Annotated in this window: 21 protein-coding genes; 10 read left to right on the top strand and 11 right to left on the bottom strand. The window is 72.6% G+C overall.

The window, feature by feature from the left end:
• The first annotated feature begins 26 nt into the window (after nt 1-26).
• Nucleotides 27-803, top strand: a complete 777-nt coding sequence (locus ACFYM0_RS35840; protein WP_388509260.1) for an AzlC family ABC transporter permease — start codon at nt 27-29, stop codon at nt 801-803.
• Nucleotides 800-1,108 (top strand): AzlD domain-containing protein, encoded by a 309-nt coding sequence (locus ACFYM0_RS35835; protein ID WP_327255239.1) that lies wholly within the window; start codon nt 800-802, stop codon nt 1,106-1,108. The genes ACFYM0_RS35840 and ACFYM0_RS35835 overlap by 4 nt, the downstream gene beginning before the upstream one ends.
• On the opposite strand, the gene ACFYM0_RS35830 is transcribed toward ACFYM0_RS35835, so the two are convergent.
• On the bottom strand, nt 1,077-2,063 hold the full coding sequence (locus tag ACFYM0_RS35830) for a hypothetical protein (RefSeq protein WP_388509257.1): 987 nt from the start codon (nt 2,061-2,063) through the stop codon (nt 1,077-1,079). The two genes, ACFYM0_RS35835 and ACFYM0_RS35830, sit on opposite strands and share 32 nt — an antisense overlap.
• An 81-nt stretch (nt 2,064-2,144) precedes the next feature.
• Here ACFYM0_RS35830 and ACFYM0_RS35825 point away from each other — a divergent pair, with 81 nt between their 5' ends.
• Nucleotides 2,145-2,339, top strand: coding sequence for a DUF3046 domain-containing protein (locus ACFYM0_RS35825; protein ID WP_388509256.1), 195 nt, complete (start codon nt 2,145-2,147; stop codon nt 2,337-2,339).
• Between the two features lie 254 nt (nt 2,340-2,593).
• Nucleotides 2,594-3,688, top strand: a complete 1,095-nt coding sequence (locus ACFYM0_RS35820; RefSeq protein ID WP_388509312.1) for an AI-2E family transporter — start codon at nt 2,594-2,596, stop codon at nt 3,686-3,688.
• Here ACFYM0_RS35820 and ACFYM0_RS35815 read toward each other — a convergent pair.
• Together ACFYM0_RS35815 and ACFYM0_RS35810 are read right to left on the bottom strand one after the other, a co-directional pair.
• Nucleotides 3,636-4,397, bottom strand: a complete 762-nt coding sequence (locus tag ACFYM0_RS35815) for a Clp protease N-terminal domain-containing protein (RefSeq protein ID WP_388509253.1) — start codon at nt 4,395-4,397, stop codon at nt 3,636-3,638. The genes ACFYM0_RS35820 and ACFYM0_RS35815 overlap by 53 nt on opposite strands.
• Nucleotides 4,398-4,472: 75 nt before the next feature.
• Nucleotides 4,473-5,090: a 2'-5' RNA ligase family protein gene (locus tag ACFYM0_RS35810; protein ID WP_388509251.1), complete on the bottom strand. Its 618-nt coding sequence runs from the start codon at nt 5,088-5,090 to the stop codon at nt 4,473-4,475.
• A gap of 184 nt (nt 5,091-5,274) precedes the next feature.
• On the opposite strand from ACFYM0_RS35810, the gene recA reads away from it, so the two are divergent.
• The 4 genes from recA (at nt 5,275) to ACFYM0_RS35790 (ending at nt 10,802) form a co-directional block, all read left to right on the top strand.
• A complete protein-coding gene (recA, locus tag ACFYM0_RS35805) occupies nt 5,275-6,393 on the top strand; it encodes a recombinase RecA (protein WP_388509248.1) in 1,119 nt (372 codons plus the stop codon).
• 3 nt (nt 6,394-6,396) lie between these two features.
• A complete protein-coding gene (gene recX, locus ACFYM0_RS35800) occupies nt 6,397-7,041 on the top strand; it encodes a recombination regulator RecX (RefSeq protein ID WP_388509246.1) in 645 nt (214 codons plus the stop codon).
• A gap of 123 nt (nt 7,042-7,164) precedes the next feature.
• Entirely contained in the window at nt 7,165-9,723 is a 2,559-nt protein-coding gene (locus tag ACFYM0_RS35795) for an FtsX-like permease family protein (RefSeq protein ID WP_388509243.1), read from the top strand.
• Between the two features lie 41 nt (nt 9,724-9,764).
• A complete protein-coding gene (locus ACFYM0_RS35790; RefSeq protein ID WP_388509240.1) occupies nt 9,765-10,802 on the top strand; it encodes a hypothetical protein in 1,038 nt (345 codons plus the stop codon).
• Nucleotides 10,803-11,048: 246 nt separating this feature from the next.
• Here the strand turns inward: ACFYM0_RS35790 and ACFYM0_RS35785 are convergent, their stop codons facing one another.
• From ACFYM0_RS35785 to ACFYM0_RS35750, 8 genes are all read right to left on the bottom strand, one after another.
• Nucleotides 11,049-11,432, bottom strand: a complete 384-nt coding sequence (locus ACFYM0_RS35785; protein ID WP_388509309.1) for a rhodanese-like domain-containing protein — start codon at nt 11,430-11,432, stop codon at nt 11,049-11,051.
• Complete coding sequence (locus ACFYM0_RS35780; protein ID WP_388509237.1) at nt 11,423-11,968, bottom strand: cysteine dioxygenase; 546 nt, start codon at nt 11,966-11,968, stop codon at nt 11,423-11,425. The genes ACFYM0_RS35785 and ACFYM0_RS35780 overlap by 10 nt, the downstream gene beginning before the upstream one ends.
• A gap of 73 nt (nt 11,969-12,041) precedes the next feature.
• Nucleotides 12,042-12,089, bottom strand: coding sequence for a hypothetical protein (locus ACFYM0_RS35775; protein WP_311314449.1), 48 nt, complete (start codon nt 12,087-12,089; stop codon nt 12,042-12,044).
• 108 nt (nt 12,090-12,197) lie between these two features.
• Nucleotides 12,198-13,781 (bottom strand): FAD-dependent monooxygenase, encoded by a 1,584-nt coding sequence (locus tag ACFYM0_RS35770; RefSeq protein WP_388509234.1) that lies wholly within the window; start codon nt 13,779-13,781, stop codon nt 12,198-12,200.
• Between the two features lie 212 nt (nt 13,782-13,993).
• The gene (locus ACFYM0_RS35765; RefSeq protein ID WP_388509231.1) at nt 13,994-14,878 is read right to left on the bottom strand and encodes an amino acid ABC transporter permease; all 885 of its coding nucleotides are present in this window, start codon (nt 14,876-14,878) and stop codon (nt 13,994-13,996) included.
• Nucleotides 14,875-15,549, bottom strand: coding sequence for an amino acid ABC transporter permease (locus tag ACFYM0_RS35760; RefSeq protein WP_388509228.1), 675 nt, complete (start codon nt 15,547-15,549; stop codon nt 14,875-14,877). The genes ACFYM0_RS35765 and ACFYM0_RS35760 overlap by 4 nt, the downstream gene beginning before the upstream one ends.
• A 116-nt stretch (nt 15,550-15,665) precedes the next feature.
• Nucleotides 15,666-16,523, bottom strand: coding sequence for a glutamate ABC transporter substrate-binding protein (locus ACFYM0_RS35755; RefSeq protein WP_388509226.1), 858 nt, complete (start codon nt 16,521-16,523; stop codon nt 15,666-15,668).
• Nucleotides 16,524-16,626: 103 nt separating this feature from the next.
• On the bottom strand, nt 16,627-17,412 hold the full coding sequence (locus ACFYM0_RS35750) for an amino acid ABC transporter ATP-binding protein (protein ID WP_266903977.1): 786 nt from the start codon (nt 17,410-17,412) through the stop codon (nt 16,627-16,629).
• A 305-nt stretch (nt 17,413-17,717) separates the two neighbouring features.
• Between ACFYM0_RS35750 and ACFYM0_RS35745 the strand changes: the two genes are divergently transcribed.
• Together ACFYM0_RS35745 and ACFYM0_RS35740 are read left to right on the top strand one after the other, a co-directional pair.
• Nucleotides 17,718-18,479, top strand: coding sequence for a response regulator transcription factor (locus ACFYM0_RS35745; RefSeq protein WP_388509223.1), 762 nt, complete (start codon nt 17,718-17,720; stop codon nt 18,477-18,479).
• Nucleotides 18,480-18,491: 12 nt separating this feature from the next.
• The gene (locus ACFYM0_RS35740; RefSeq protein WP_388509220.1) at nt 18,492-19,910 is read left to right on the top strand and encodes an ATP-binding protein; all 1,419 of its coding nucleotides are present in this window, start codon (nt 18,492-18,494) and stop codon (nt 19,908-19,910) included.
• Nucleotides 19,911-19,933 lie beyond the last annotated feature (23 nt).

Here is a 19,933-nt window from a genome sequence, read left to right as displayed (position 1 = left end):
AATTTCGGGGCGTGGGAGAACATCGGATGGCCATACAAGACGAACCCGACCAAGTGCCCGGCCGGGAGGTGCCCGGCCGGGAGGTGCCCGGCCGGGAGGTGCCCGGCCGGGAGGTTTCCGGCGGGGCGCTCGTGGTGGACAAGCCGCGCGCCGCCGTGGTCCGGGACGCGCTCGGCGTCGGCGTGGCGGTCGGGCTGTCCGGGTTCGCCTTCGGGGTGACCGCCGCCGGGGCCGGGATCAGCACCCTCCAGGCCTGCGTGCTGAGCCTGCTGGTGTTCACCGGGGCCTCGCAGTTCGCGCTGGTCGGGGCACTGGCCGCCGGCGGGAATCCGTTCACGGCCGCGGCCGGGGCCTTCTTCCTCGGGACCCGCAACGCCTTCTACGGGCTGCGGCTGTCCCAACTGCTCGCGCTGCCCAAGAGCGTGCGCCCGTTCGCCGCGCACTGGGTGATCGACGAGACCACCGCCGTGGCCCTGGCCCAGCCCGACCGCAGGTCCGCGCGGCTCGGGTTCACCGTGACGGGGCTGAGCCTCTACGTCCTGTGGAACCTCACCACCCTGCTCGGCGCGCTCGGCGCCGAGGCCATCGGGGACACCAGGGCGTGGGGGCTGGACGCCGCCGGGCCCGCCGTGTTCCTCGCGCTGCTCGCGCCGATGCTGAAGACCGGCACCGAGCGGGCCGTCGCCGCGCTCGCCCTGGTCCTCGGGCTGGGCCTGCTGCCCGTACTGCCCGCCGGGGTGCCCGTGCTGATCGCGGCGCTGGCCGCGCCGATCGTGCTGTGGATGAAGGGACGCCGCTCGTGAACGTCTGGATCGCCATCGGGCTCACCGTCGTCGGCTGCTACGCCGTCAAGCTCGCCGGACTGCTCGTCCCCGCCGGAGCCCTCGAGCGGCCCGCGGTGCGCAAGCTCGCCGCGCTCCTGCCGGTCGCGCTGCTCGCCGCGCTCACCGCGCAGCAGACCTTCGCCACCGGGCAGGAGCTCGTGCTCGACGCCCGCGCCGCCGGGCTCGCGGCCGCCGCGGTCGCGCTGCTGCTGCGGGCCCCGTTCCTCGTCGTGGTCGCGGCGGCCGTCGCCGTCACCGCGGGGCTGCGGGCCCTGGGAGGCTAGGGGACGCCTGAGCCGCGCCGGGGAGCCGGCCGTACGCGCGCAGGGTCAGCAGCGCCTCCAGCGTGGCGATCGGGCGCCGCTCCAGCGAGCTGCCCGGCGCCCACGCCCCGCGGTGCACCGGCCAGCCGCCGTCCGGCTGCTGGAGTCCGGCCAGGAAGCGCAGCGAGCCGTACAGCTCGGCGTCCGTGAACCAGCCGCGGGCGAGGGACTCCGGGCGGCGGGCGACGTCGTACGGGTACAGGTGATCGCCCGGCGCATGGCCGGGGAGCGGCGGGGGCGCGTCTTGCCGCGCGGGGTCCAGTACGACGAGCCCTTGCTCGCGGACGAGGCGCCCCAGCCGGTCGGCGGCCGCCGCGGCCCGGGCCCGGTCGGGGACCCCGTCGAGGAAGGCCACCGCGCTCTGGATCTCGTACGGGTGCCAGTGGCGCAGGTTCTCCACCCGGTCCCAGCAGAAGTCCGTCGCCCGGAACAGCCACGCGTGCCACACCCGGTTGCGGTGCAGGATCCCGACGACGGGGCCGGTGGCCAGCAGGTCGCCCGGCGGATCGTCGTGCAGCGGGTGGTAGGGGGCCGCCGGGTAGCCGCCGGAGGCCGGAGCCGTCGGCGGGAGCGCGCCTTCGGGGGTGGAGACCCGGATCAGATGGGCGCAGAGCCGCTCGATGCGCTGTCCTGCGCACCGGCCCAGGCCGTCCAGGACGCGCAGGGCGTGGGCGGTGTGCAGCGGGTGGCTCAGCGGACCGCGCAGATCCGGGTCGAGGGCGTGGCCGTAGCCGCCGTCGCCGCCGAGGTAGGCGCCGAGGGCGGCATCGACCGGATCGGCGTCCCCGCCGAGGAAGTGGAACGCGAACCGGCGCTGCTCCAGCACGCGGGCCGTGAGCCAGATGAACTGCTCGGCGCGGGCCAGCGCACTCGTCGCCGTCGGCGCCGCCGGGGCGCAAGCTTCGTCTCCAGGCATGCCAGGAACCGTAGGGGCCCGGGCGGCGCCGCGGTGGCCCGAACGGGGAGGGTGCACTCTCCGGGGCGGGATACTGGAGGCATGCGGTTGACGATTTTCTGGGAGCGGATGGCCGAGCACTTCGGTGCAGGCTACGCGGACTCCTTCGCGCGGGACCACGTCATGTCGGAGCTCGGGGGACGCACGGTCCACGAGGCGCTGGACGCGGGCTGGGAGGCCAAGGACGTGTGGCGCGCGGTGTGTTCGGCGGTGGACGTGCCCGCCTCGCTGCGCTAGGGCGCCCGCCGCACCGGCCTGAGGACCGCCCGCCGAGCCCTGCCCGGTCGAGGCCGGGGTGACCGCTTCGTGGTTCGCGGCGCCGGTGGGACAGACTGGTCGGCGTGGCAGCCAGCGATGAGACGACCGACCGGCCCGAAGACCCCCAGGGCACGCCGCCGCCCCGCCCGGCGGCCCCCTCGGCCGCAGGCCCCGTGACGGGAGCTCCCGGGGTGCCGGGCCCGGTCGGGGAACCGGCTCCGCCGGATGCCCGGATGCCGCGCTGGCTGCCGCGCGCCGTGGTCCTCGTACTGGCCCTGGTGGCCTGTTTCCAGCTCGGGAGTTGGGCCTTCCACCAGCTCATCGGGCTGCTCGTCAACATCCTGATCGCGTTCTTCCTCGCGCTCGCGATCGAGCCGGCCGTGGCCCGGATGGCGGCCCGCGGGGTGCGCCGCGGGCTCGCCACCTTCCTGGTGTTCCTCGGGGTGTTCGTCGCGGCCGCCGGATTCCTCGTCCTGCTCGGCTCGGTGCTCGCCGGGCAGATCGTCGACCTGGTGGAGGGCTTCCCCGGCTACCTCGACTCGCTGATCGGATCGATCAACGACACCTTCCACACGGACCTGTCCCGATTGGAGATCCAGGACAGCCTGCTGCACTCGGACTGGCTGCAGAAGTACGTGCAGAACAGCGCGACCGGCGTGCTCGACGTGTCCGCCACCGTGCTCGGCGGACTGTTCAAGCTGCTGACGATCGGTCTGTTCTCCTTCTACTTCGCCGCCGACGGGCCGCGACTGCGCCGCGCCCTGTGCTCCGTACTGCCGCCCGCGAAGCAGGCGGAGGTGCTTCGGGCGTGGGAGATCGCCGTCACCAAGACGGGCGGATACCTCTACTCGCGCGGGCTGATGGCGCTGATCTCCGGGATCGCGCACTACATCCTCTTCGCGGTGCTGGGCGTGCCGTACGCGCCCGCGCTCGCGGTGTGGGTGGGGCTGGTGTCGCAGTTCATCCCCACCATCGGCACCTACCTCGCGGGCGCGCTGCCGATGCTGATCGCCTTCACGGTCAACCCCTGGTACGCGCTGTACGTCCTCGGATTCGTGGTGGTGTACCAGCAGTTCGAGAACTACGTGCTCCAGCCGAAGCTGACCTCGAAGACGGTGGACATCCACCCGGCGGTGGCCTTCGGATCGGTCATCGCGGGCACCGCCCTGCTGGGCGCGGTCGGGGCGCTCATCGCGATCCCGGCCGTCGCCACGATGCAGGCCTTCCTCGGCGCGTACGTGAAGCGGTACGCGCTGACCGGAGACGCGGACGCCTCTACTGCCCGGACTCGCCCGAGGCGCCGAGTACGGATGCCAGGGCGTCGGTGACCCAGTTCTCCACGCCGCCCTTGTCCACGCCGAGGGCGCTGAGCGCACCCGTACCGTTCTCCAGCTCCAGGAGCGCGAGCAGGATGTGCTCGGTGCCCACGTAGCTGTGGCCGAGGCGCAGGGCCTCGCGGAAGGTGAGCTCCAGGGCCTTCTTCGACGAGGCGTCGAAGGGGACCAGCTCGGGGACCTCCTCCACGGCCGGGGGCAGGGTGGCGGTCACGGCGGCGCGTACGTCGGCGGCCGCGATTCCCTGGGCGGCGATTCCCCGGGCGGCGAGGCCGTCGGGCTCGGAGAGGAGGCCGAGGACGAGGTGCCCGGTGCGGATCTCGGTGTTGCCGGCGGCGCGGGCCTCGTTCTGCGCGGTGACCACCACGTTGCGGGCGCGGGGGGTGAAGCGGCCGAAGCCCTGGCTCGGGTCGATTCCGGCGTCGCCCTCCTTGTCGGCCTTGGGCACGAAGCGCTTCTGGGCGGCCTGGCGGGTGACGCCCATGCTGCGGCCGATGTCGGTCCAGGAGGCGCCGGAGCGGCGGGCCTGGTCGACGAAGTGGCCGATGAGGTGGTCGGCGACGTCCCCGAGGGCCTCGGCGGCGACGACTGCGCCGCTGAGCTGCTCCAGGGTGTCGGTGTGGACCTTCTTGATGGCCTCGATGAGGTCGTCGAGGCGTACCGGATTGGTCATGCGAACGGGTTCCACCGAAGGGTTCGTCATGAGGGCAACCCTAGGTTGACAGTCGAGCGGGTGTCAACCCTGGGTTGTCACTCGTGGGATGCCGCTCGTGGGTCGTCACTCGCCGGGTTCCCGCAGTGTGAACCTCGCGCGCTCGTGCCAGGCCGTTCCGTCGAAGGCCACGAGGTCGACGGCGCGGACGCGGGCGGTGAGGGGGAGCCTGCCGCGCAGGTCCGCCTCGGCTGCGTCCAGGTCCGCCTCCCGGGCGCGCTGGGCCACCGTGAGGTGCGGGACCGGGTCCGGGTAGCGGCCGCCGTAGGGCCGGACCTGTGGCCAGCGTCCGGTGACCGCGAGGGTCAGCCGGCGGAGCGGGGCGTCCGGCTCCGGGGCGAGGTAGAGCATCCCCGGGAACCGGCCGGTCCGCTCGAAGCGCAGGTCGAAGGCACGGTGGGGACGCAGGGCCGCGGCGATCCCGGCGTGGACGGAGGCGTCGATGAGGCTCTCCCGGAGGAACGGGTAGAGCACGCTCACGTGCGCCGGCACTCCGGCTCCTGCCCGGGCGGCGGGATCGATCCGATCCCGCCACTCCCGGACGGCGGGCTCCGCTTCGGGTATCCGGACGATGAGTGCGGTGCGGCCGGCGGGGAACATGCTGGAGGTGGCGTCCGGGGCGTCCAGGGTGTCCGTGTTGTCTGCGGTGTTCGTGGCGTCCATGGCGTCCTTGGCGTCCGTCATGAGAGTGGATCATGCCATTCGCCGGTGGGGCGGACGGGTCCGGCGTGGCGCGCTTGACAGGGAAATCGAACACGCATTCTTATGGGTTATCCACAGCCGAACCGGGCGTGGGACCGCGTTGTCAGTGGCAGGCGTTAGCGTCAATGGCGTGAAGCGATCGACTCAAGCAAATCGGGTGGAACCCATGGCAGGCAACGACCGCGAGAAGGCTCTCGAAGCCGCCCTCGCACAGATTGAACGGCAGTTCGGCAAGGGTGCCGTGATGCGTCTCGGCGACAAGCCGAACGACCCCATCGAGGTCATCCCCACCGGATCGACCGCGCTCGACATCGCGCTCGGCGTCGGTGGACTGCCGCGCGGCCGTGTGATCGAGGTCTACGGGCCGGAGTCCTCGGGTAAGACGACCCTGACCCTGCATGCCGTGGCCAACGCACAGAAGGCCGGCGGCACCGTGGCCTTCGTGGACGCCGAGCACGCGCTCGACCCCGAGTACGCCAAGGCCCTCGGCGTCGACACGGACAACCTCATCCTGTCCCAGCCGGACACCGGTGAGCAGGCGCTCGAGATCGTGGACATGCTGGTCCGCTCCGGTGCGCTGGACCTCATCGTCATCGACTCCGTCGCGGCCCTCGTGCCCCGCGCGGAGATCGAGGGCGAGATGGGCGACTCGCACGTGGGTCTCCAGGCGCGTCTGATGAGCCAGGCCCTCCGGAAGATCACCGGTGCGCTCAGCCAGTCCAAGACCACCGCGATCTTCATCAACCAGCTCCGCGAGAAGATCGGTGTGATGTTCGGCTCGCCGGAGACCACCACCGGTGGCCGCGCGCTGAAGTTCTACGCCTCGGTGCGCCTCGACATCCGGCGCATCGAGACCCTCAAGGACGGCACGGACGCGGTCGGCAACCGCACCCGCGTCAAGGTCGTCAAGAACAAGGTCGCGCCGCCCTTCAAGCAGGCCGAGTTCGACATCCTCTACGGCCACGGCATCAGCCGCGAGGGCGGCCTGATCGACATGGGCGTGGAGCACGGCTTCGTCCGCAAGGCCGGTGCCTGGTACACGTACGAGGGCGACCAGCTCGGCCAGGGCAAGGAGAACGCGCGGAAGTTCCTCTGCGACAACCCCGCCCTCTCCGACGAGATCGAGCGGAAGATCAAGGAGAAGCTGGGCGTCGGCATCCGCAAGGACGCCGCTGCCCCCGCCACGGCCGAGGCCGGCGCGGACGCGTCCGCCGAGACCGCCGCGGTGCCCGCACCCGCGACGAAGGCCAAGACCGCGGTCAAGGCCGCCGTCGCCAAGAGCTGACCCGTGTGGGAGCACGAAAGGGGCGGCACCGACGGCGCGGACGGCGGTGAGGACCGCCGCGAGGGCAGTCGCCGGGGCCGCCGCGAGAGCGGCGGCCGGGGAGGCCGCCGTGCGGAGGGCCGGGAGGGCCGGGAGGACCGCCAGGAGCTGCCGCCCCAGAGTCCCGAGGAGCAGGCGCGGGCGATCTGTCTGCGCCTGCTCACCGGGATGCCGCGCACCAGGCGCCAGCTCGCGGACGCCCTGGCCAAGCGGGACATCCCCGAGGAGGTGTCCGAGCAGGTCCTCTCCCGGTTCGAGGAGGTGGGCCTGATCGACGACGCCGCGTTCGCCGGGGCCTGGGTCGAGTCCCGGCACCGGGGGCGGGGGCTGGCCCGCCGGGCGCTCGCACAGGAGCTCCGTACCAAGGGGGTGGCACCCACCCTCGTACAGGAGGCCCTGGAACAGCTCGACTCCGACCAGGAGGAGGAGACCGCCCGGGAGCTCGTGGAGCGCAAGCTCCGCGCGACCCGGGGCCTCGAGCGGGACAAGCGGATCCGGCGCCTCGCCGGAATGCTCGCCCGCAAGGGGTACCCCGAGGGCATGGCCCTGCGGGTGGTCCGCCGCGCACTGGAGGCGGAAGGCGAAGACGCCGACGATCTGACGGGGTGACCCGCGGCTCCCTGGAGCCGAGGGGCGCGTCACGCGGGTGCGGAGCGGGGTGGGGCTAGCCCCAGGCCGAGGACGCCGGGGCACTCCAATGTCCCGGGGCGGCCCCGGCGGCAGAGTTTTCCCATGATGCTGCGCTACGCACTCCAGACCGTCAGAGACCGCAAGGCCGGTTTCCTCGGCGCCTTCCTCGCCCTGTTGTGCGCGGCGGCCCTCGTCACCGCCTGCGGAACCCTTCTGGAGACGGGACTCCGCGGGACGATCGCCACCGAGCGCTACGAGGGCGCCCCGGTGGTCGTCTCCGCAGACCAGAACGTCCACACGACGACGGTCAAGGTGAAGAAGAAGGGCGACAAGCCGAAGGTCAAGACGAAGCACAAGGCCAAGCCCGTCGCCGAACGGGCCTGGCTGCCGGCCGCCACCGCGGACACCGTCCGCGCGGTGCCCGGAGTCGAGCGGGCCGTCCCCGAGCTCACCTTCCAGGCCGTGCCGCTCATCAAGGGCGGACCGGGCGGCGAAGGCGCGAAGCCCTCGTACGGGCACGCCTGGAGCTCGGCCCCGCTCACCCCCTTCACGCTCGCCGAAGGCCGCGCGCCCCAGGGCGGTGACGAGGTCGTCGTCGACCGCGGACTCGCCGCCCGCGCGGCCCTGAAGCCCGGCTCCGCACTCACCGTGCAGTCCACCGGCGCGCCCAAGACCTACACGGTCAGCGGGATCGCCGCCGCGGCCGGCGGGAGCCTCGCGCACCAGAGCGCGCTCTTCTTCGGCGACGCCGAGGCGCAGCGGCTCGCCTCCCGCGAAGGCCGGGTCAGTGCCATCGGGGTACTGCCCCGGGCCGGTGTGGACGCCGGCGAGCTCGCCGCGCGGATCCGGCAAGCGCTCCGGGGCACCACGGCGCAGGTGGCCACCGGCGACGAGCGGGGCCCCGTGGAATTCCTCGACGCGGCCGGCGCCCGGATCAAGCTGGTCTCCATGGGCGGCGCGATGGGCGGTACCTCGCTCCTCGTGGCGGTCCTCGTGGTCGTCGGCACCTTCTCCCTGTCGATCCAGCAGCGCCACCGGGAGCTCGCCCTGCTCCGCGCCATCGCCGCCACGCCCAGGCAGCTGCGGAGCATGATCGGCCGCGAGGCGCTGCTGGTCGGACTGGCCGCCGGAGTCGCGGGAGCCCTCGCCGGGCTGCCGCTGGCCGCCTGGCTGCACGGACGGTTCGTCGACGCGGGGGTCGTCCCCGTGACCCTGGAACGCACGGCCGGGATCTTCCCGATGATCGCCGCCGTCGGCGCGAGCCTGCTCGGAGCCTGGGCCGCGGCCCGGATCACCGCACGGCGGGTGGCCCGCGTCCGTCCCGCCGAAGCGCTGGCCGAGGCCGCCGTGGAGCGGAGCCGGCCCACGTGGGCGCGGCTCGTCGCCGGGGTGCTGCTGCTGGCGGCCGGCGTGGTCCTGGTCGCCGTACTGAGCACGCTGCGCACCGAGCCGGCCTCGACTCCGGTCACCTTCCTCGCCGTCGTGGTGCTCGCCGGAGCGGTCTCCCTGCTGGGCCCGCTGATCGTCAAGGCCGCGGCCGCGCTGCTCGCCGGGCCGCTCCGGCTGGCCGGCCCGGGCGGCCGCCTGGCCACCGCGAACCTGCGCGGCAACGCGACCCGGATGGCCTCCGCCGTCACCCCGCTCACCCTGCTGATCGGGATGGCCTGCACCGTGCTCTTCGTCAGCCCGACGCTCGGCGACGCCGCCCGGGCGCAGGCCCGCGCGGGAGTACGGGCCGAGTGGGTGCTCCAGGGCCGGGGGCCGGGGGTTCCCGGCGCCGCCGCCGAGCGGATCCGCCGGACCCCTGGGGTCCTCGCGGCCACCGAGATCGTGCACACGTCGATCCGGGTGGGGCTGACGAAGTACGCGGCGCAGGGCGTGACCCCGGCCGGGCTGGACCGGACCTGGAACCCGGGGGTGACGGCCGGGAGCCTGGCGGGATTCGGAGGGGAGAGCGTCGCGGTGAGCGAACCGGCCGCGGACCAGCTGGGCCTGAAGCCGGGCAGCCCGCTCTCGCTGACCCTGGGCGACGGAACGCCGGTCACCCTGACCGTGGCCGCCGTGTACGCGCGGGGGCTGGGCTTCGGGGACGTGACACTGCCGCACGGTCTGGTCGCCGCGCATGTCGACGACCCGCTGGCTTCGAGCCTGCTGGTGGCGGGGCCGGCGGTACGGGAGGTGCTCGCCTCGGCGGTACGGGAGTACCCGGGCGTGGCCGTGCTGTCGGCGGCCGAAGCGGACGGCGCGCGGGCGGAGCGGCAGGCGGCCGGGTCGGAGATCAACCTGCTGGCGATGGGGCTCGTCCTGGCCTTCACCGCGATCGCGGTGGCCAACACCCTGGCGATGTCCACGGGGGAGCGGCTGCGGGAGTTCGCGATGCTGAGGCTCGCGGGGGCGACGCGTCGGCAGGTGCGGGGGATGCTGCGGGTGGAGGCGCTGGCGGTGCTCCTGATGGGGGTGGTGCTGGGGTCCGGGATCTCGCTGGCCGTCCTCACCGCGTTCAGCGTGGGCATGACGGGCACGGCGGCCGCGGTGGTGCTGCCGCTGGTGTACGGGGTGGTCGTGGGCGGGGCGGGGCTGGTCGCGCTGTGCTCCACGGGCTTCGCCGGGCGGGTGGCGATGCGGCCCCGCCCGGTGGACCTCGCGGCGGCCAGGGGTTAGGCCGCCGGGCTGTTGTCAGTGGGCCCGTCTACCTTGACGCCATGAAGATCACCAAGGCGATGCTCGCGGAGGCCTGGCGGCGGACGGCCGCAGGGCACGAGCTGCTCGACACGGTCGGGCTGCCGCCCGTGGCGCTCTCGGCCGACGAACTGGAGGCATGGGAGGCCGAGGAGGCCGAGGGGGCGGAGGACGGCGGCCTGTGCCTGCTGCTGGACGAGGACGGCACGGTGCGCGGCCATCACGGTCCCTACCGGGAGATCTTCGCCACCCGGGACCTCGACCAGGTGCTGTACCTGATCGCCGAGGCCGCGGTCTCGGGGCGCGGTGGCAGCCCAGAGGAGGTGGCCGGCGCGCTGGAGCTGATCGATCCGGTGTGGGGCAGGCGGTTCCGCGGGGGCGGCCTCGACGACCCGGGGACGGCCGGGGCCTGCGGGCGCGACCCGCTGGAGGGGTTCGCCTGGATAGCCAAGCGCTGGAAGGCCCAGGACCCGTACACGACGCTCGCCTTCTTCCGCGCGGAGCCCGGGCGGACCGTCGACCCCGGGCGGCTGGCCCTGCTGTACGGGGCCGACCCCGCACAGATCGCCGCCGGTACGCGCCTGAAGGACCTGGAGGCCGCCGACAACGGCAGGGCCCACGGGGACCGCGCGTGGGAGAGCTGCTGTTTCGGGCGGGCGGGCGAGTGGACGTTCCTCCTCTACCACGAGACACCGCCGGGTGACTTCGCCGAGAGGGAGAAGGTGATCGCGGAGCTCGGGATCCGGGAGAGGGTGTGGCTGAGCGCGACCTCCGCGAAGGCCATCTACACCCTCGACTACCTGCGCGACGGCCGCCGCGTCGACGACGGCTGGGGCATGCTGGAGCTGCTCTGGTACGAGTACGGCCGCGCCCCCTATCTGCGGGGCGGCGAGCTGGACTTCCTCAACCGGGCCGTCCGCCGCGCCGAGCTGGACCACCCCGAACTGACCGACACCTACGAGCTGTACTTCCACGCCCTGGAGGAGTCCCTCGGCCTGCGCCTGCCGCGCCGGGACTTCGAGGAGGGCGAGGTGCGCGCCGCGTACTGGGCGGGGGAGTAACTGCACGGAGGCGAGGGAGCCTCCCCGGGGCTCCTCCCGCCGTCCGGCGTTTGAAGGGCGGGTCCGGGCGGAGCCCGGGGAACGGTGCAGGGCGGGTGCGGGACTGCGCCCAGCCGGGGACACCCGGCCGCACCCGCCCACCGAGCCACCGCCCTGGGCGGCGGGGGCCGAACCACCCGGCCGACCACCGCCGGACGGAGTCCGGCGCAGCGGGGCGAAAGCCCGCGCAGCGGTGCGAGCTCCGCGTCAGGAGGTGACGGGCAGGCCCGCGGCCTTCCAGGCCTGGAAACCGCCCGTGAGGTCCGTAGCGTTGGGGAGGGACAGGGAGTGCAGGGAGGCCGCCGCGAGGGTGGAGGCGTAGCCCTCGTTGCAGATGACGATCACGCGGATGTCGTGGTCCACCGCCTCCGGGAGGCGGTGGGAGCCCTCGGGGTCGAGGCGCCATTCCAGTTCGTTGCGTTCGATCAGCAGGGCGCCGGGGATCAGTCCGTCCCGCTCGCGCAGGGCCTGGTACCGGATGTCGACCAGCAGGGCCCCGGTCAGGGACTCCGCGTGCGCCTGGGCCGGGTCCACGCGGGTGTACGTGGTCCGCAGCCGGTCGACGAGGGCGTCGATGCCGCTCACTGCCAGTCCGCCGGACGCTCGACCTGCTCGAGCGTGAGCACCGGGCCGGTGCGGCTGTAGCGGCGGATCAGAGGAAGCGGCGGGTGGTACGCGTGGACGGAGATCGCGTGCTCGGTGGCGGACTCGTTGAGCACCTCGTGCACGTGGTGCTCGCCGAAGGCCCGCCCGGTGCCGGCGCCCAGCCGGCGGGTGCGGTCGACGTCGGGAGCCAGGGAGAGGGACTGCCAGCCCTCCGAGGGGAGGCGGACCGCCAGGGAGTTCTCCGTGAGGCGACCGCGCGCGGTGGTGAACGCGCCCCGCGACTCGGCGTGGTCGTGCCAGCCGGTGCCGGTGCCGGGCGGCCAGCCGATCAGCCAGGCCTCGCTGCCGCCCGGGCCGTCGAGCCGGATCCACGTCCGCCCCTCGGGATCGAGGGGGAGGGAGGCGATCAGCTCGGGGTCGGAGGCGATGCGCTGGGTGAAGGCGAGGAGATCCGCCGGCGAGATGGCCGGGGCGGAAGCCGCAGCCGTGGGCGGGGCGGGGGCGTGTGTGGGTGCAGACATGGAGGATGACCGTCCTGGGGGTTCGCGAGGGTGCGCGGCACATCCGCATGGGGGCGCGCGGGGGAAGGGCGAATCAGCAGGAAGGGCGACATACGCAGCCCGCGTAGCGGAGCAGGTCCATATGGACCCTCCGCCACAGGCGTACGTCGTTGCCGGTCATGTCCGCGAGTGAAGCACGAGTCGACCGGAGGGTCAATCGATCATCGCTCAGCGGACGCTCGAGGGACGCTCAATCGATGACGGGTGCGGCGGCGGGCAAACCCCTCGGCGCCGGGGCCGGGGCGGCGGCCGGTGCGCCGTGCCGGACCGCGTCCGCGGCCTCGTACAGCTCGGCCGGGTGGACCCCGGCGAACGTGGCCGCGAGATGTCCGTCAGGTCGTACGAGGAGCACGGTGTGCGCGGCCGCCCCCGGGTAGCCGTCGGCCACGAGCAGCTCCGCCCGGACCGGCAGGGCGGCGACCGCCGCCGCCAGGCGGGGCATCAGGCCGGCGCTCACCCAGTGCCGCCGGTCCCAGACCCCGGTGCCCGGGGCGACGAGGACGACGAGGAGGCGGCCCTGCCCCAGCTGGTCGCGCAGCGGCACCGTCGACCCGTCGGGCGCGGTCACCGGGACGTTCTCCACGGGCCCGCCCGGCTCGGTGGCGGTGGGCACGTCGTGGACGGCCACGGGCGGGGCGTACACCGGCTCCGCACCGAGCGGACCGCGCCCCAAGTGGCCGTCGGTCAGCAGTAGTTCGGCTGAGCGCGAGGCGCCCGGGAGGTAGGTGCGCAGCCCGCCTCCGGTGCGCAGCAAGGGCATGGCCTGGTCGGCGGCGCGCAGTCGGGCGGCCACCGCCCTGCGGCGCTCGTCCTCGTAACTGTCGAGGAGTTCCTCGGAGGCCCCCTGGTGCCAGGCGAGGGAGAGCTTCCAGGCGAGGTTCTCGGCGTCCCGGAGCCCCTCCTCGACACCCTGGGTGCCGAGCGCGCCGAGCAGGTGCGCCGCGTCCCCGGCGAGGAAGCAGCGGCCGTCGCGCCAGCGCCGGGCGAGCCGGTGGTGCAGGGTGTGGACCCCGGTGTCGAGGAGCTCGTACGGGGGCGTCGTGCCCCCGCACCACAGGGCGAGGCTGTCGCGGATGAGGGTGACCAGTGCGTCGGGGGTGACGAGGTCCCCGCGCGCCGGGAGCAGCCAGTCCAGCCGGTACACGCCGTCGGCCAGCGGCCGGGCGGTGATCTCTTCGGGCGGGCTTCGGTGCAGCAACGCTTCGCCCGGCCAGGGCAGTTCGGTGCGCAGCGCGGCCACGGCGTGCCGTTCGACGGCGGTGCGGCCGGGGAAGCGGATGCCGAGCAGCTTGCGCACGGTGGAGCGGGCTCCGTCGCAGCCGACCAGGTGGCTCCCGCGCCACCACGTGGTCTCGGCGCCCCGGGTGTGGGCGGTGACCCCGCGGCCGTCCTGCTCCAGGGCGTCGAGTTTGCTCTCGGTGACCAGCTGGACCAGCGGGTGCGCGGCGGCGGCGTCGCGCAGTCCGCGGGTCAGGGCGTGCTGGGGCAGGTGGATCGGGGCCGGGCCGTCCTCGAAGGTGATCCGCTGGGACTCGCGGCCGCGCCGCATGGTGCGCCAGGCGGTGAAGTACGCGCCCTCGTCGCGCAGGGTCGTACAGCCCAGCCGGTGCACCATCGCGGCGGTGTCGGCGTGCAGGGCGACGGTGCGGGCGGGGCGGAGCTCGTCCTTTCCGGATCCCTCGTCGAGCACGACGCAGGGCACGCCCTGGCCGGCCAGGGCGAGGGACAGGGACAGTCCGACGGGCCCCGCGCCGACGACGATCACCGGGTCCATGATGTGGCTCCCGGTGTCCGGTATGTGATCACAGAACGTATGCAACCCACTGGAGGTGCCTGCGTCAAGTGACGCCGGTCCGGACAAGGCCGTGTGGTGCGACGGATGAGTTCCGCCGCACCACACGTGTCCCGTCAGTGTACTGACCGGCTGTCAGACCGGTTGCCGGACGCGGGTCCGAGCAGATGTCCGATGCTCTGCCGGGGGGCCGGTCAGGCGGCGCCGCCGCCCGCGTTGTCGCCCGCGTCGAACTGGCTGACCGGGACCATCGCGCCGGTGGTCCGCTTCGACTTCCGCAGCCGGCCCTCCAGCCAGGAGGCGAAGGTGGTGAGGGCGAAGTTCACCGCGATGTAGATCGCCGCGATCACGATCAGGGTCGGGATGGTGTTGCTGTAGTTCGCCGAGATCTGCCGGTACGTGGTCAGCAGTTCGGCGAGGCCCAGTACCGCACCGCCGATGGCGGTGTCCTTGAGGATCACCACGAGCTGGCTGACCAGCGCGGGCAGCATCGCGGTCACGGCCTGCGGGATCAGGACGTAGGTCATGACCTGGCCCTTGCGCATGCCGATCGCCTTCGCGGCGTCGGTCTGGCCCTTCGGCAGCGACTCGACGCCGGCCCGGACGATCTCGCCGATGACCGCCGAGTTGTACAGGACCAGCCCGGTGATCACCGCGTACAGGGGCCGTACCGCGGAGTCGACGCCCGTGTACTGCACGTAGAAGGCGGAGCCGAAGAGCATCAGCATCAGCACCGGGATGGCCCGGAAGAACTCGACCCAGGTGCCCACGATGCTGCGTACCCACGCGTGGTCGGAGAGCCGGCCCATGCCGAGGAGGGCGCCCAGGGGCAGGGCGATCACCATGGAGATGGCGCCGGCCCGCAGGGTCTCGCCGAGTCCGGGGAGCAGGAACGTCGTCCATACCTGGCCGTCGGTGAAGAAGGGGCTCCACTTGTCGGCGTCGAGCTGGTTCTTGTCCGCCAGGGCGGACAGCACCCACCACAGGACGGCGGCGGCCACGACGAGGAAGATCCCGCTGTAGATCCAGTTGCGCGCCTTGGCCTTGGGGCCCGGGGCGTCGTACAGCACGGAGGTCATCGCTTCACCGCCACTCGCTTGGCAACCCAGCCCAGGAGCAGGCCGGTGGGCAGGGTCAGTAGGACGAAGCCGAGGGCGAAGACGCCGAAGACGGCGAAGAGGTCCTGCGGCTCGTTCTCGACCATCTCCTTCATCAGCAGCGCGGCCTCGGCCACGCCGATCGCCGCGGCCACCGTGGTGTTCTTGGTGAGGGCGATCAGTACGTTGGCGAGCGGCGCGATGACCGCCCGGAACGCCTGGGGGAGCACGATCAGGGTGAGCGTCTGGACGAAGCTCATGCCCAGGGCGCGGGAGGCCTCGGCCTGGCCGACCGGAACCGTGTTGATGCCCGAGCGGATCGCCTCGCAGACGAAGGTGCCGGTGTAGGCGATGAACCCGAGGACCGCGAGCCGGAAGCCGATCTCCTTGAAGGTGCCGCCGCCGAGGGTGACGCCGAGAGTCTGGTTGAGGCCCAGCGAACACCCGATGATCAGCACGGTCAGCGGGGTGTTGCGCACGAGGTTGACGTACGCGGTGGCGAAGCCCCGCATCAGCGGGACCGGGCTGACCCGCATCCCGGCCAGTACGGTGCCCCAGATCAGGGACCCGACGGCCGAGTAGAGGGTGAGCTGAACCGTCACCCAGAAGGCTCCGAGCACGTCGTACTGCCCGGAATCAAGAAAATCGAACACGATGGCCTGCGCTCTCCCCAGGATGGCCAGGTGGGCCGGTGGGGCACGGCGCCGCCCGCGGCAGGCGGGCGGCGACGCTCCTCACCGATGGATCGGCCGGCGGACCGGCCGCCGGGTCAGCTGCCTTCGGTGACCGCGGGGGCCGGCTCGGCCTTGTAGCCGGACGGGCCGAAGTTCTTCTCGATGGCCGCTGCCCAGGCACCGTCCGCCTCCATCTTCTTGATGGCGGCGTTGACCTTGGTCTGGAGCTCCTTGTCGCCCTTCTTCAGGCCGATGCCGTAGTTCTCGTTGCTCAGGCTCAGCCCGACCAGCTTGAACTTGCCCTTGTTCTTGTCCTGCGAGGCGTAGCCGGCCAGGATCGAGTTGTCCGTGGTCAGGGCGTCGAGGGTCTTGTTCTCCAGGCCGGTCAGGCACTCGGAGTAGCCGCCCACCTGCTGCAGGTCGGCCTCGGGGGCCAGCTTGGTCTTGACGTTCTGCGCCGAGGTGGAGCCGGTGACCGAGCAGAGCTTCTTCTTGTTGAGGTCCTCGGCCTTGGTGATCGAGGTGTCGTCGGCGCGGACCAGCAGGTCCTGGTGCGCGAGGAAGTACGGGCCGGCGAAGTCGACCCGCTCCTTGCGCTTGTCGTTGATCGAGTAGCTCGCTACGACCAGCTTCACGTCACCGTTGGAGATGAGGTTCTCGCGCTCGGCGCTGACGGCCTGCTTGAACTCGATCTGGCTCGGCTCGTAGCCGAGCTCCTTGGCCACGTACGTCGCCACGTCCACGTCGAAGCCCGTGAACTTGCCGTCGGGGGTCTTGAGGCCCACACCCGGCTGGTCGAACTTGATGCCGATGACGATCTTGTCCTTCTTGGCCCCGCCCGACGCACCGGCGTCGCTGCCGGGCTTGGTGTCGTCGCCGCTGCCGCAGGCGGTCGCGGTCAGGGCGAGAGCAACGGCGATGGCGGCGGCCGCGCCGACCTTGGAGAGCTTCATGGTGGACTTCCCTCGAAGTGAGACGTGAGACAGCAGTGGAGTGAGACGTACGACGTGCGTGCTGGACGACGATCCGTCACCGGATCACTACCAGATGCGAAGGTCAGTGGTGCAGGATCTTCGAGAGGAAGTCCTTGGCGCGGTCGCTCCGCGGGTTGCTGAAGAACTGCTCGGGCGTGGCCTCTTCGACGATCTTTCCGTCGGCCATGAAGACGACCCGGTTGGCGGCGGAGCGGGCGAAGCCCATCTCGTGGGTGACGACGACCATGGTCATCCCCTCCCGGGCGAGCTGCTGCATGACCTCCAGCACCTCGTTGATCATCTCCGGGTCGAGGGCCGAGGTCGGCTCGTCGAAGAGCATCACCTTCGGGTCCATCGCCAGGGCGCGGGCGATCGCCACGCGCTGCTGCTGGCCGCCGGAGAGCTGCGCCGGGTACTTGTCGGCCTGCGAGCCGACACCCACCCGGTCGAGGAGGGACTTGGCCTTCTCCAGCGCCGCCGCCTGGTCCGCCTTGCGGACCTTGAGCTGGCCCAGCATTACGTTCTGCAGCACCGTCTTGTGCGCGAACAGGTTGAACGACTGGAAGACCATGCCCACATCGGCGCGCAGCTTGGCCAGTGCCTTGCCCTCCGAGGGCAGTTGCTTGCCGTCGAGGGTGATGCTGCCCGAATCGATCGTCTCCAGGCGGTTGATGGTCCGGCACAGCGTGGACTTGCCCGACCCCGAAGGGCCGATCACCACGACGACCTCACCGCGGGCAATGCTCAGATCGATGTCCTGAAGCACGTGCAGCGCGCCGAAGTGCTTGTTGACGTTGCTCAGCACGACCAGGTCGTCCGCGGCACCGGCCGCGTCCCGCACGTCCTTGGTCACTGATACTCCGCTCATCGGCTTGGGGCTCCGTCCTCCTCGGTTGGGAGGACAGTAGTGACGTGGCGCGCACAGCGTCATCACATCTGAGGGAGAATTGAGCATAACGATCCGGCCTCGCGCCGATACGCTCCGTACCCGCGGGCGTCCGGCACCGGCCGCGGCGTACCGGGTGGATAACGGAACCCCCGTCGGCCCGGAACCGTCTTGACGTGGGAGTCCGTATCGGCGTGGATGCTTGATGGCCCATGATGTCCGCCAGGCGAACGCGAAGAGATCGCCGGGAGAGCGCGAAGAGATCAAGAGATGGAGAGGGGGACGAGATGAGACTGCTGCTCGTCGAGGACGACGACCACGTCGCCGCCGCCCTGTCCGCGATCCTCGCCCGGCACGGCTTCAAGGTCACGCACGCCCGCAGCGGCGAGGAGGCCCTGCAGGCCCTGCTGTCGGCGGGCGCACCGCCCCTGGCCTCTCCCTACGGGGTGATCCTGCTCGACCTCGGCCTGCCCGACCAGGACGGCTACGAGGTGTGCGGCAAGATCCGCAAGCGCACCAGTACGCCCGTCATCATGGTCACCGCGCGGGCCGACGTGCGCTCCCGCATCCACGGACTCAACATGGGGGCCGACGACTACGTCACCAAGCCCTACGACACCGGCGAACTCCTCGCCCGCATCCACGCGGTGGCCCGCCGTACCGGCGCCTCCGAGGAGAGCGCCGCCGCCGGCCCCGCGGGCACGCCCGGCGCGGTCCGGCTCGGGACCGTCGGCATCGAGCTGGCCACCCGCCGGGTCAGCGTGGACGGCACCGACGTACCGCTCACCCGCAAGGAGTTCGACCTGCTGGCCCTGCTCGCGCAGCGACCCGGGGTCGTCTTCCGCCGCGAGCAGATCATCAGCGAGGTCTGGCGCACCAGTTGGGAAGGCACCGGCCGGACCCTCGAGGTGCACGTGGCCTCGCTGCGGTCCAAGCTGCGCATGCCGGCGCTCATCGAGACCGTCCGCGGCGTCGGGTACCGGCTCGTCGTACCGCCCGCCCCGGCGGCCCCCGCCGCGCCCGCCGCCTCCGCCCCGCCCGCCGTCTAGCGGCCACCCGTCGTGCGCGCCCGTCTGCTCCCGCTGCTCGTCGTCCTGATGGCGGGCGTCCTGCTCGCCCTCGGCCTCCCGCTCGCGGTGGCGCTCGCGGCCGGGCAGCAGCAGCGGGTGGTCGTCGACCGCATCGACGACAGCGCCCGCTTCGCCGCGCTCGCCCAGTTCGTCATCGACGCCGAGGGCTCGAAGTCCAGCGGAGCCGACGAGCGCCGCCAGACCCTCCAGCACGAACTGGCCCGCTACCAGGAGCTGTACGGCATCCGCGTCGGCGTCTTCCGCCGGAACGACGACGCCATCGCCCGCTCTCCCGGCTGGTGGGTGGTTCCGGACCAGGGGGAGGGCCGCCGGGCCTTCGAGGAGGCGCTCGCCGGGCGGCGCAGCCACGACCCCGGGCAGGTGTGGCCCTGGCAGACCCACGGCAGGATCCTCGTGGCCTCCCCGGTCGTCCTCGACGGGGACGTGGTCGCCGTGGTCGCCACCGAGTCGCCCACCGACCAGATGCGCGGCCGGATCCTGCGGGGCTGGCTGCTGATCGCGGCCGGGCTCGGCGCGGCCATGCTCGTGGCCTTCGGTGCCGCGCTACGGCTGACCAGCTGGGTGCTCAAACCCGTGCAGACCCTGGACGCGGCCGCCCACGGCATCGCCACCGGGCAGATGAACTCCCGCGTCGCGGCGGGCGGCGGCCCCCCGGAACTCAGACGCCTGGCCCGCTCGTTCAACGAGATGGCCGACAACGTCGAAGAGGTGCTGGAACAGCAGCGCGCCTTCGTCGCCGACGCCTCCCACCAGCTGCGCAACCCGCTCGCCGCGCTCCTCCTGCGCATCGAGCTTCTCGCTCTCGAACTGCCCGAGGGCAACGAGGAGATCGCCTCCGTGCGGACCGAGGGAAAGCGCCTGACCCAGGTCCTGGACGACCTGCTCGACCTGGCCCTGGCCGAGCACGCCAGCGCCGAGATCAGCCTGATCGACATCGCGGGGCTGGCCGTCGAGCGGGTGACAGCCTGGCGCCCGTACGCGGAGGAGAAGGGCGTGCGGCTCACCGGGACGGGGCGGACCGCCGCCACCGGCTGGGCCGACCCGATCGCCCTCTCCAGCGCGCTCGACGCCGTCATCGACAACGCCCTCAAGTTCACTCCGGAGGGTGAGGCCGTCGAGGTGGCGCTCTCCGTGGACGGCGACCGCGTGCTGATCGTGGTCGCCGACCGGGGCCCCGGGCTCACCGAGGAGGAGCTGCTGCGGATCGGTGACCGGTTCTGGCGCAGCGGACGCCACCAGAACATCAAGGGCTCCGGGCTCGGCCTCTCCATCTCCCGCATCCTGCTCGCCGCGGGCGGCGGGTCCCTCTCCTACGAGCAGAACCCGCCGCACGGGCTGCGCGTGACGGTGGCCGTCCCGCGCACCGATCCCGCCGCCAACCCCGAGTGAACCGCAGGGCCACCGGCTCGAAC

It is taken from the genome of Streptomyces sp. NPDC006487 (assembly GCF_042870555.1).
Taxonomy (GTDB): domain Bacteria; phylum Actinomycetota; class Actinomycetes; order Streptomycetales; family Streptomycetaceae; genus Streptomyces.
This window is presented reverse-complemented; position numbering and strand designations above follow the sequence as displayed.

Excerpts from the sequence above, each read along its gene's own strand:
- ACFYM0_RS35820 (WP_388509312.1), top strand. The coding sequence starts at position 2,594 with ATGCCGCGCTGGCTGCCGCGCGCCGTGGTCCTCGTACTGGCCCTGGTG.
- ACFYM0_RS35815 (WP_388509253.1), bottom strand. The coding sequence starts at position 4,397 with ATGACGAACCCTTCGGTGGAACCCGTTCGCATGACCAATCCGGTACGC.
- ACFYM0_RS35755 (WP_388509226.1), bottom strand. The coding sequence starts at position 16,523 with ATGAAGCTCTCCAAGGTCGGCGCGGCCGCCGCCATCGCCGTTGCTCTC.
- ACFYM0_RS35830 (WP_388509257.1), bottom strand. The coding sequence starts at position 2,063 with ATGCCTGGAGACGAAGCTTGCGCCCCGGCGGCGCCGACGGCGACGAGT.
- ACFYM0_RS35780 (WP_388509237.1), bottom strand. The coding sequence starts at position 11,968 with ATGTCTGCACCCACACACGCCCCCGCCCCGCCCACGGCTGCGGCTTCC.
- ACFYM0_RS35745 (WP_388509223.1), top strand. The coding sequence starts at position 17,718 with ATGAGACTGCTGCTCGTCGAGGACGACGACCACGTCGCCGCCGCCCTG.
- ACFYM0_RS35795 (WP_388509243.1), top strand. The coding sequence starts at position 7,165 with ATGATGCTGCGCTACGCACTCCAGACCGTCAGAGACCGCAAGGCCGGT.
- ACFYM0_RS35765 (WP_388509231.1), bottom strand. The coding sequence starts at position 14,878 with ATGACCTCCGTGCTGTACGACGCCCCGGGCCCCAAGGCCAAGGCGCGC.
- ACFYM0_RS35790 (WP_388509240.1), top strand. The coding sequence starts at position 9,765 with ATGAAGATCACCAAGGCGATGCTCGCGGAGGCCTGGCGGCGGACGGCC.
- ACFYM0_RS35770 (WP_388509234.1), bottom strand. The coding sequence starts at position 13,781 with ATGGACCCGGTGATCGTCGTCGGCGCGGGGCCCGTCGGACTGTCCCTG.
- recA (WP_388509248.1), top strand. The coding sequence starts at position 5,275 with ATGGCAGGCAACGACCGCGAGAAGGCTCTCGAAGCCGCCCTCGCACAG.
- ACFYM0_RS35750 (WP_266903977.1), bottom strand. The coding sequence starts at position 17,412 with ATGAGCGGAGTATCAGTGACCAAGGACGTGCGGGACGCGGCCGGTGCC.
- ACFYM0_RS35840 (WP_388509260.1), top strand. The coding sequence starts at position 27 with ATGGCCATACAAGACGAACCCGACCAAGTGCCCGGCCGGGAGGTGCCC.
- ACFYM0_RS35810 (WP_388509251.1), bottom strand. The coding sequence starts at position 5,090 with ATGACGGACGCCAAGGACGCCATGGACGCCACGAACACCGCAGACAAC.
- ACFYM0_RS35825 (WP_388509256.1), top strand. The coding sequence starts at position 2,145 with ATGCGGTTGACGATTTTCTGGGAGCGGATGGCCGAGCACTTCGGTGCA.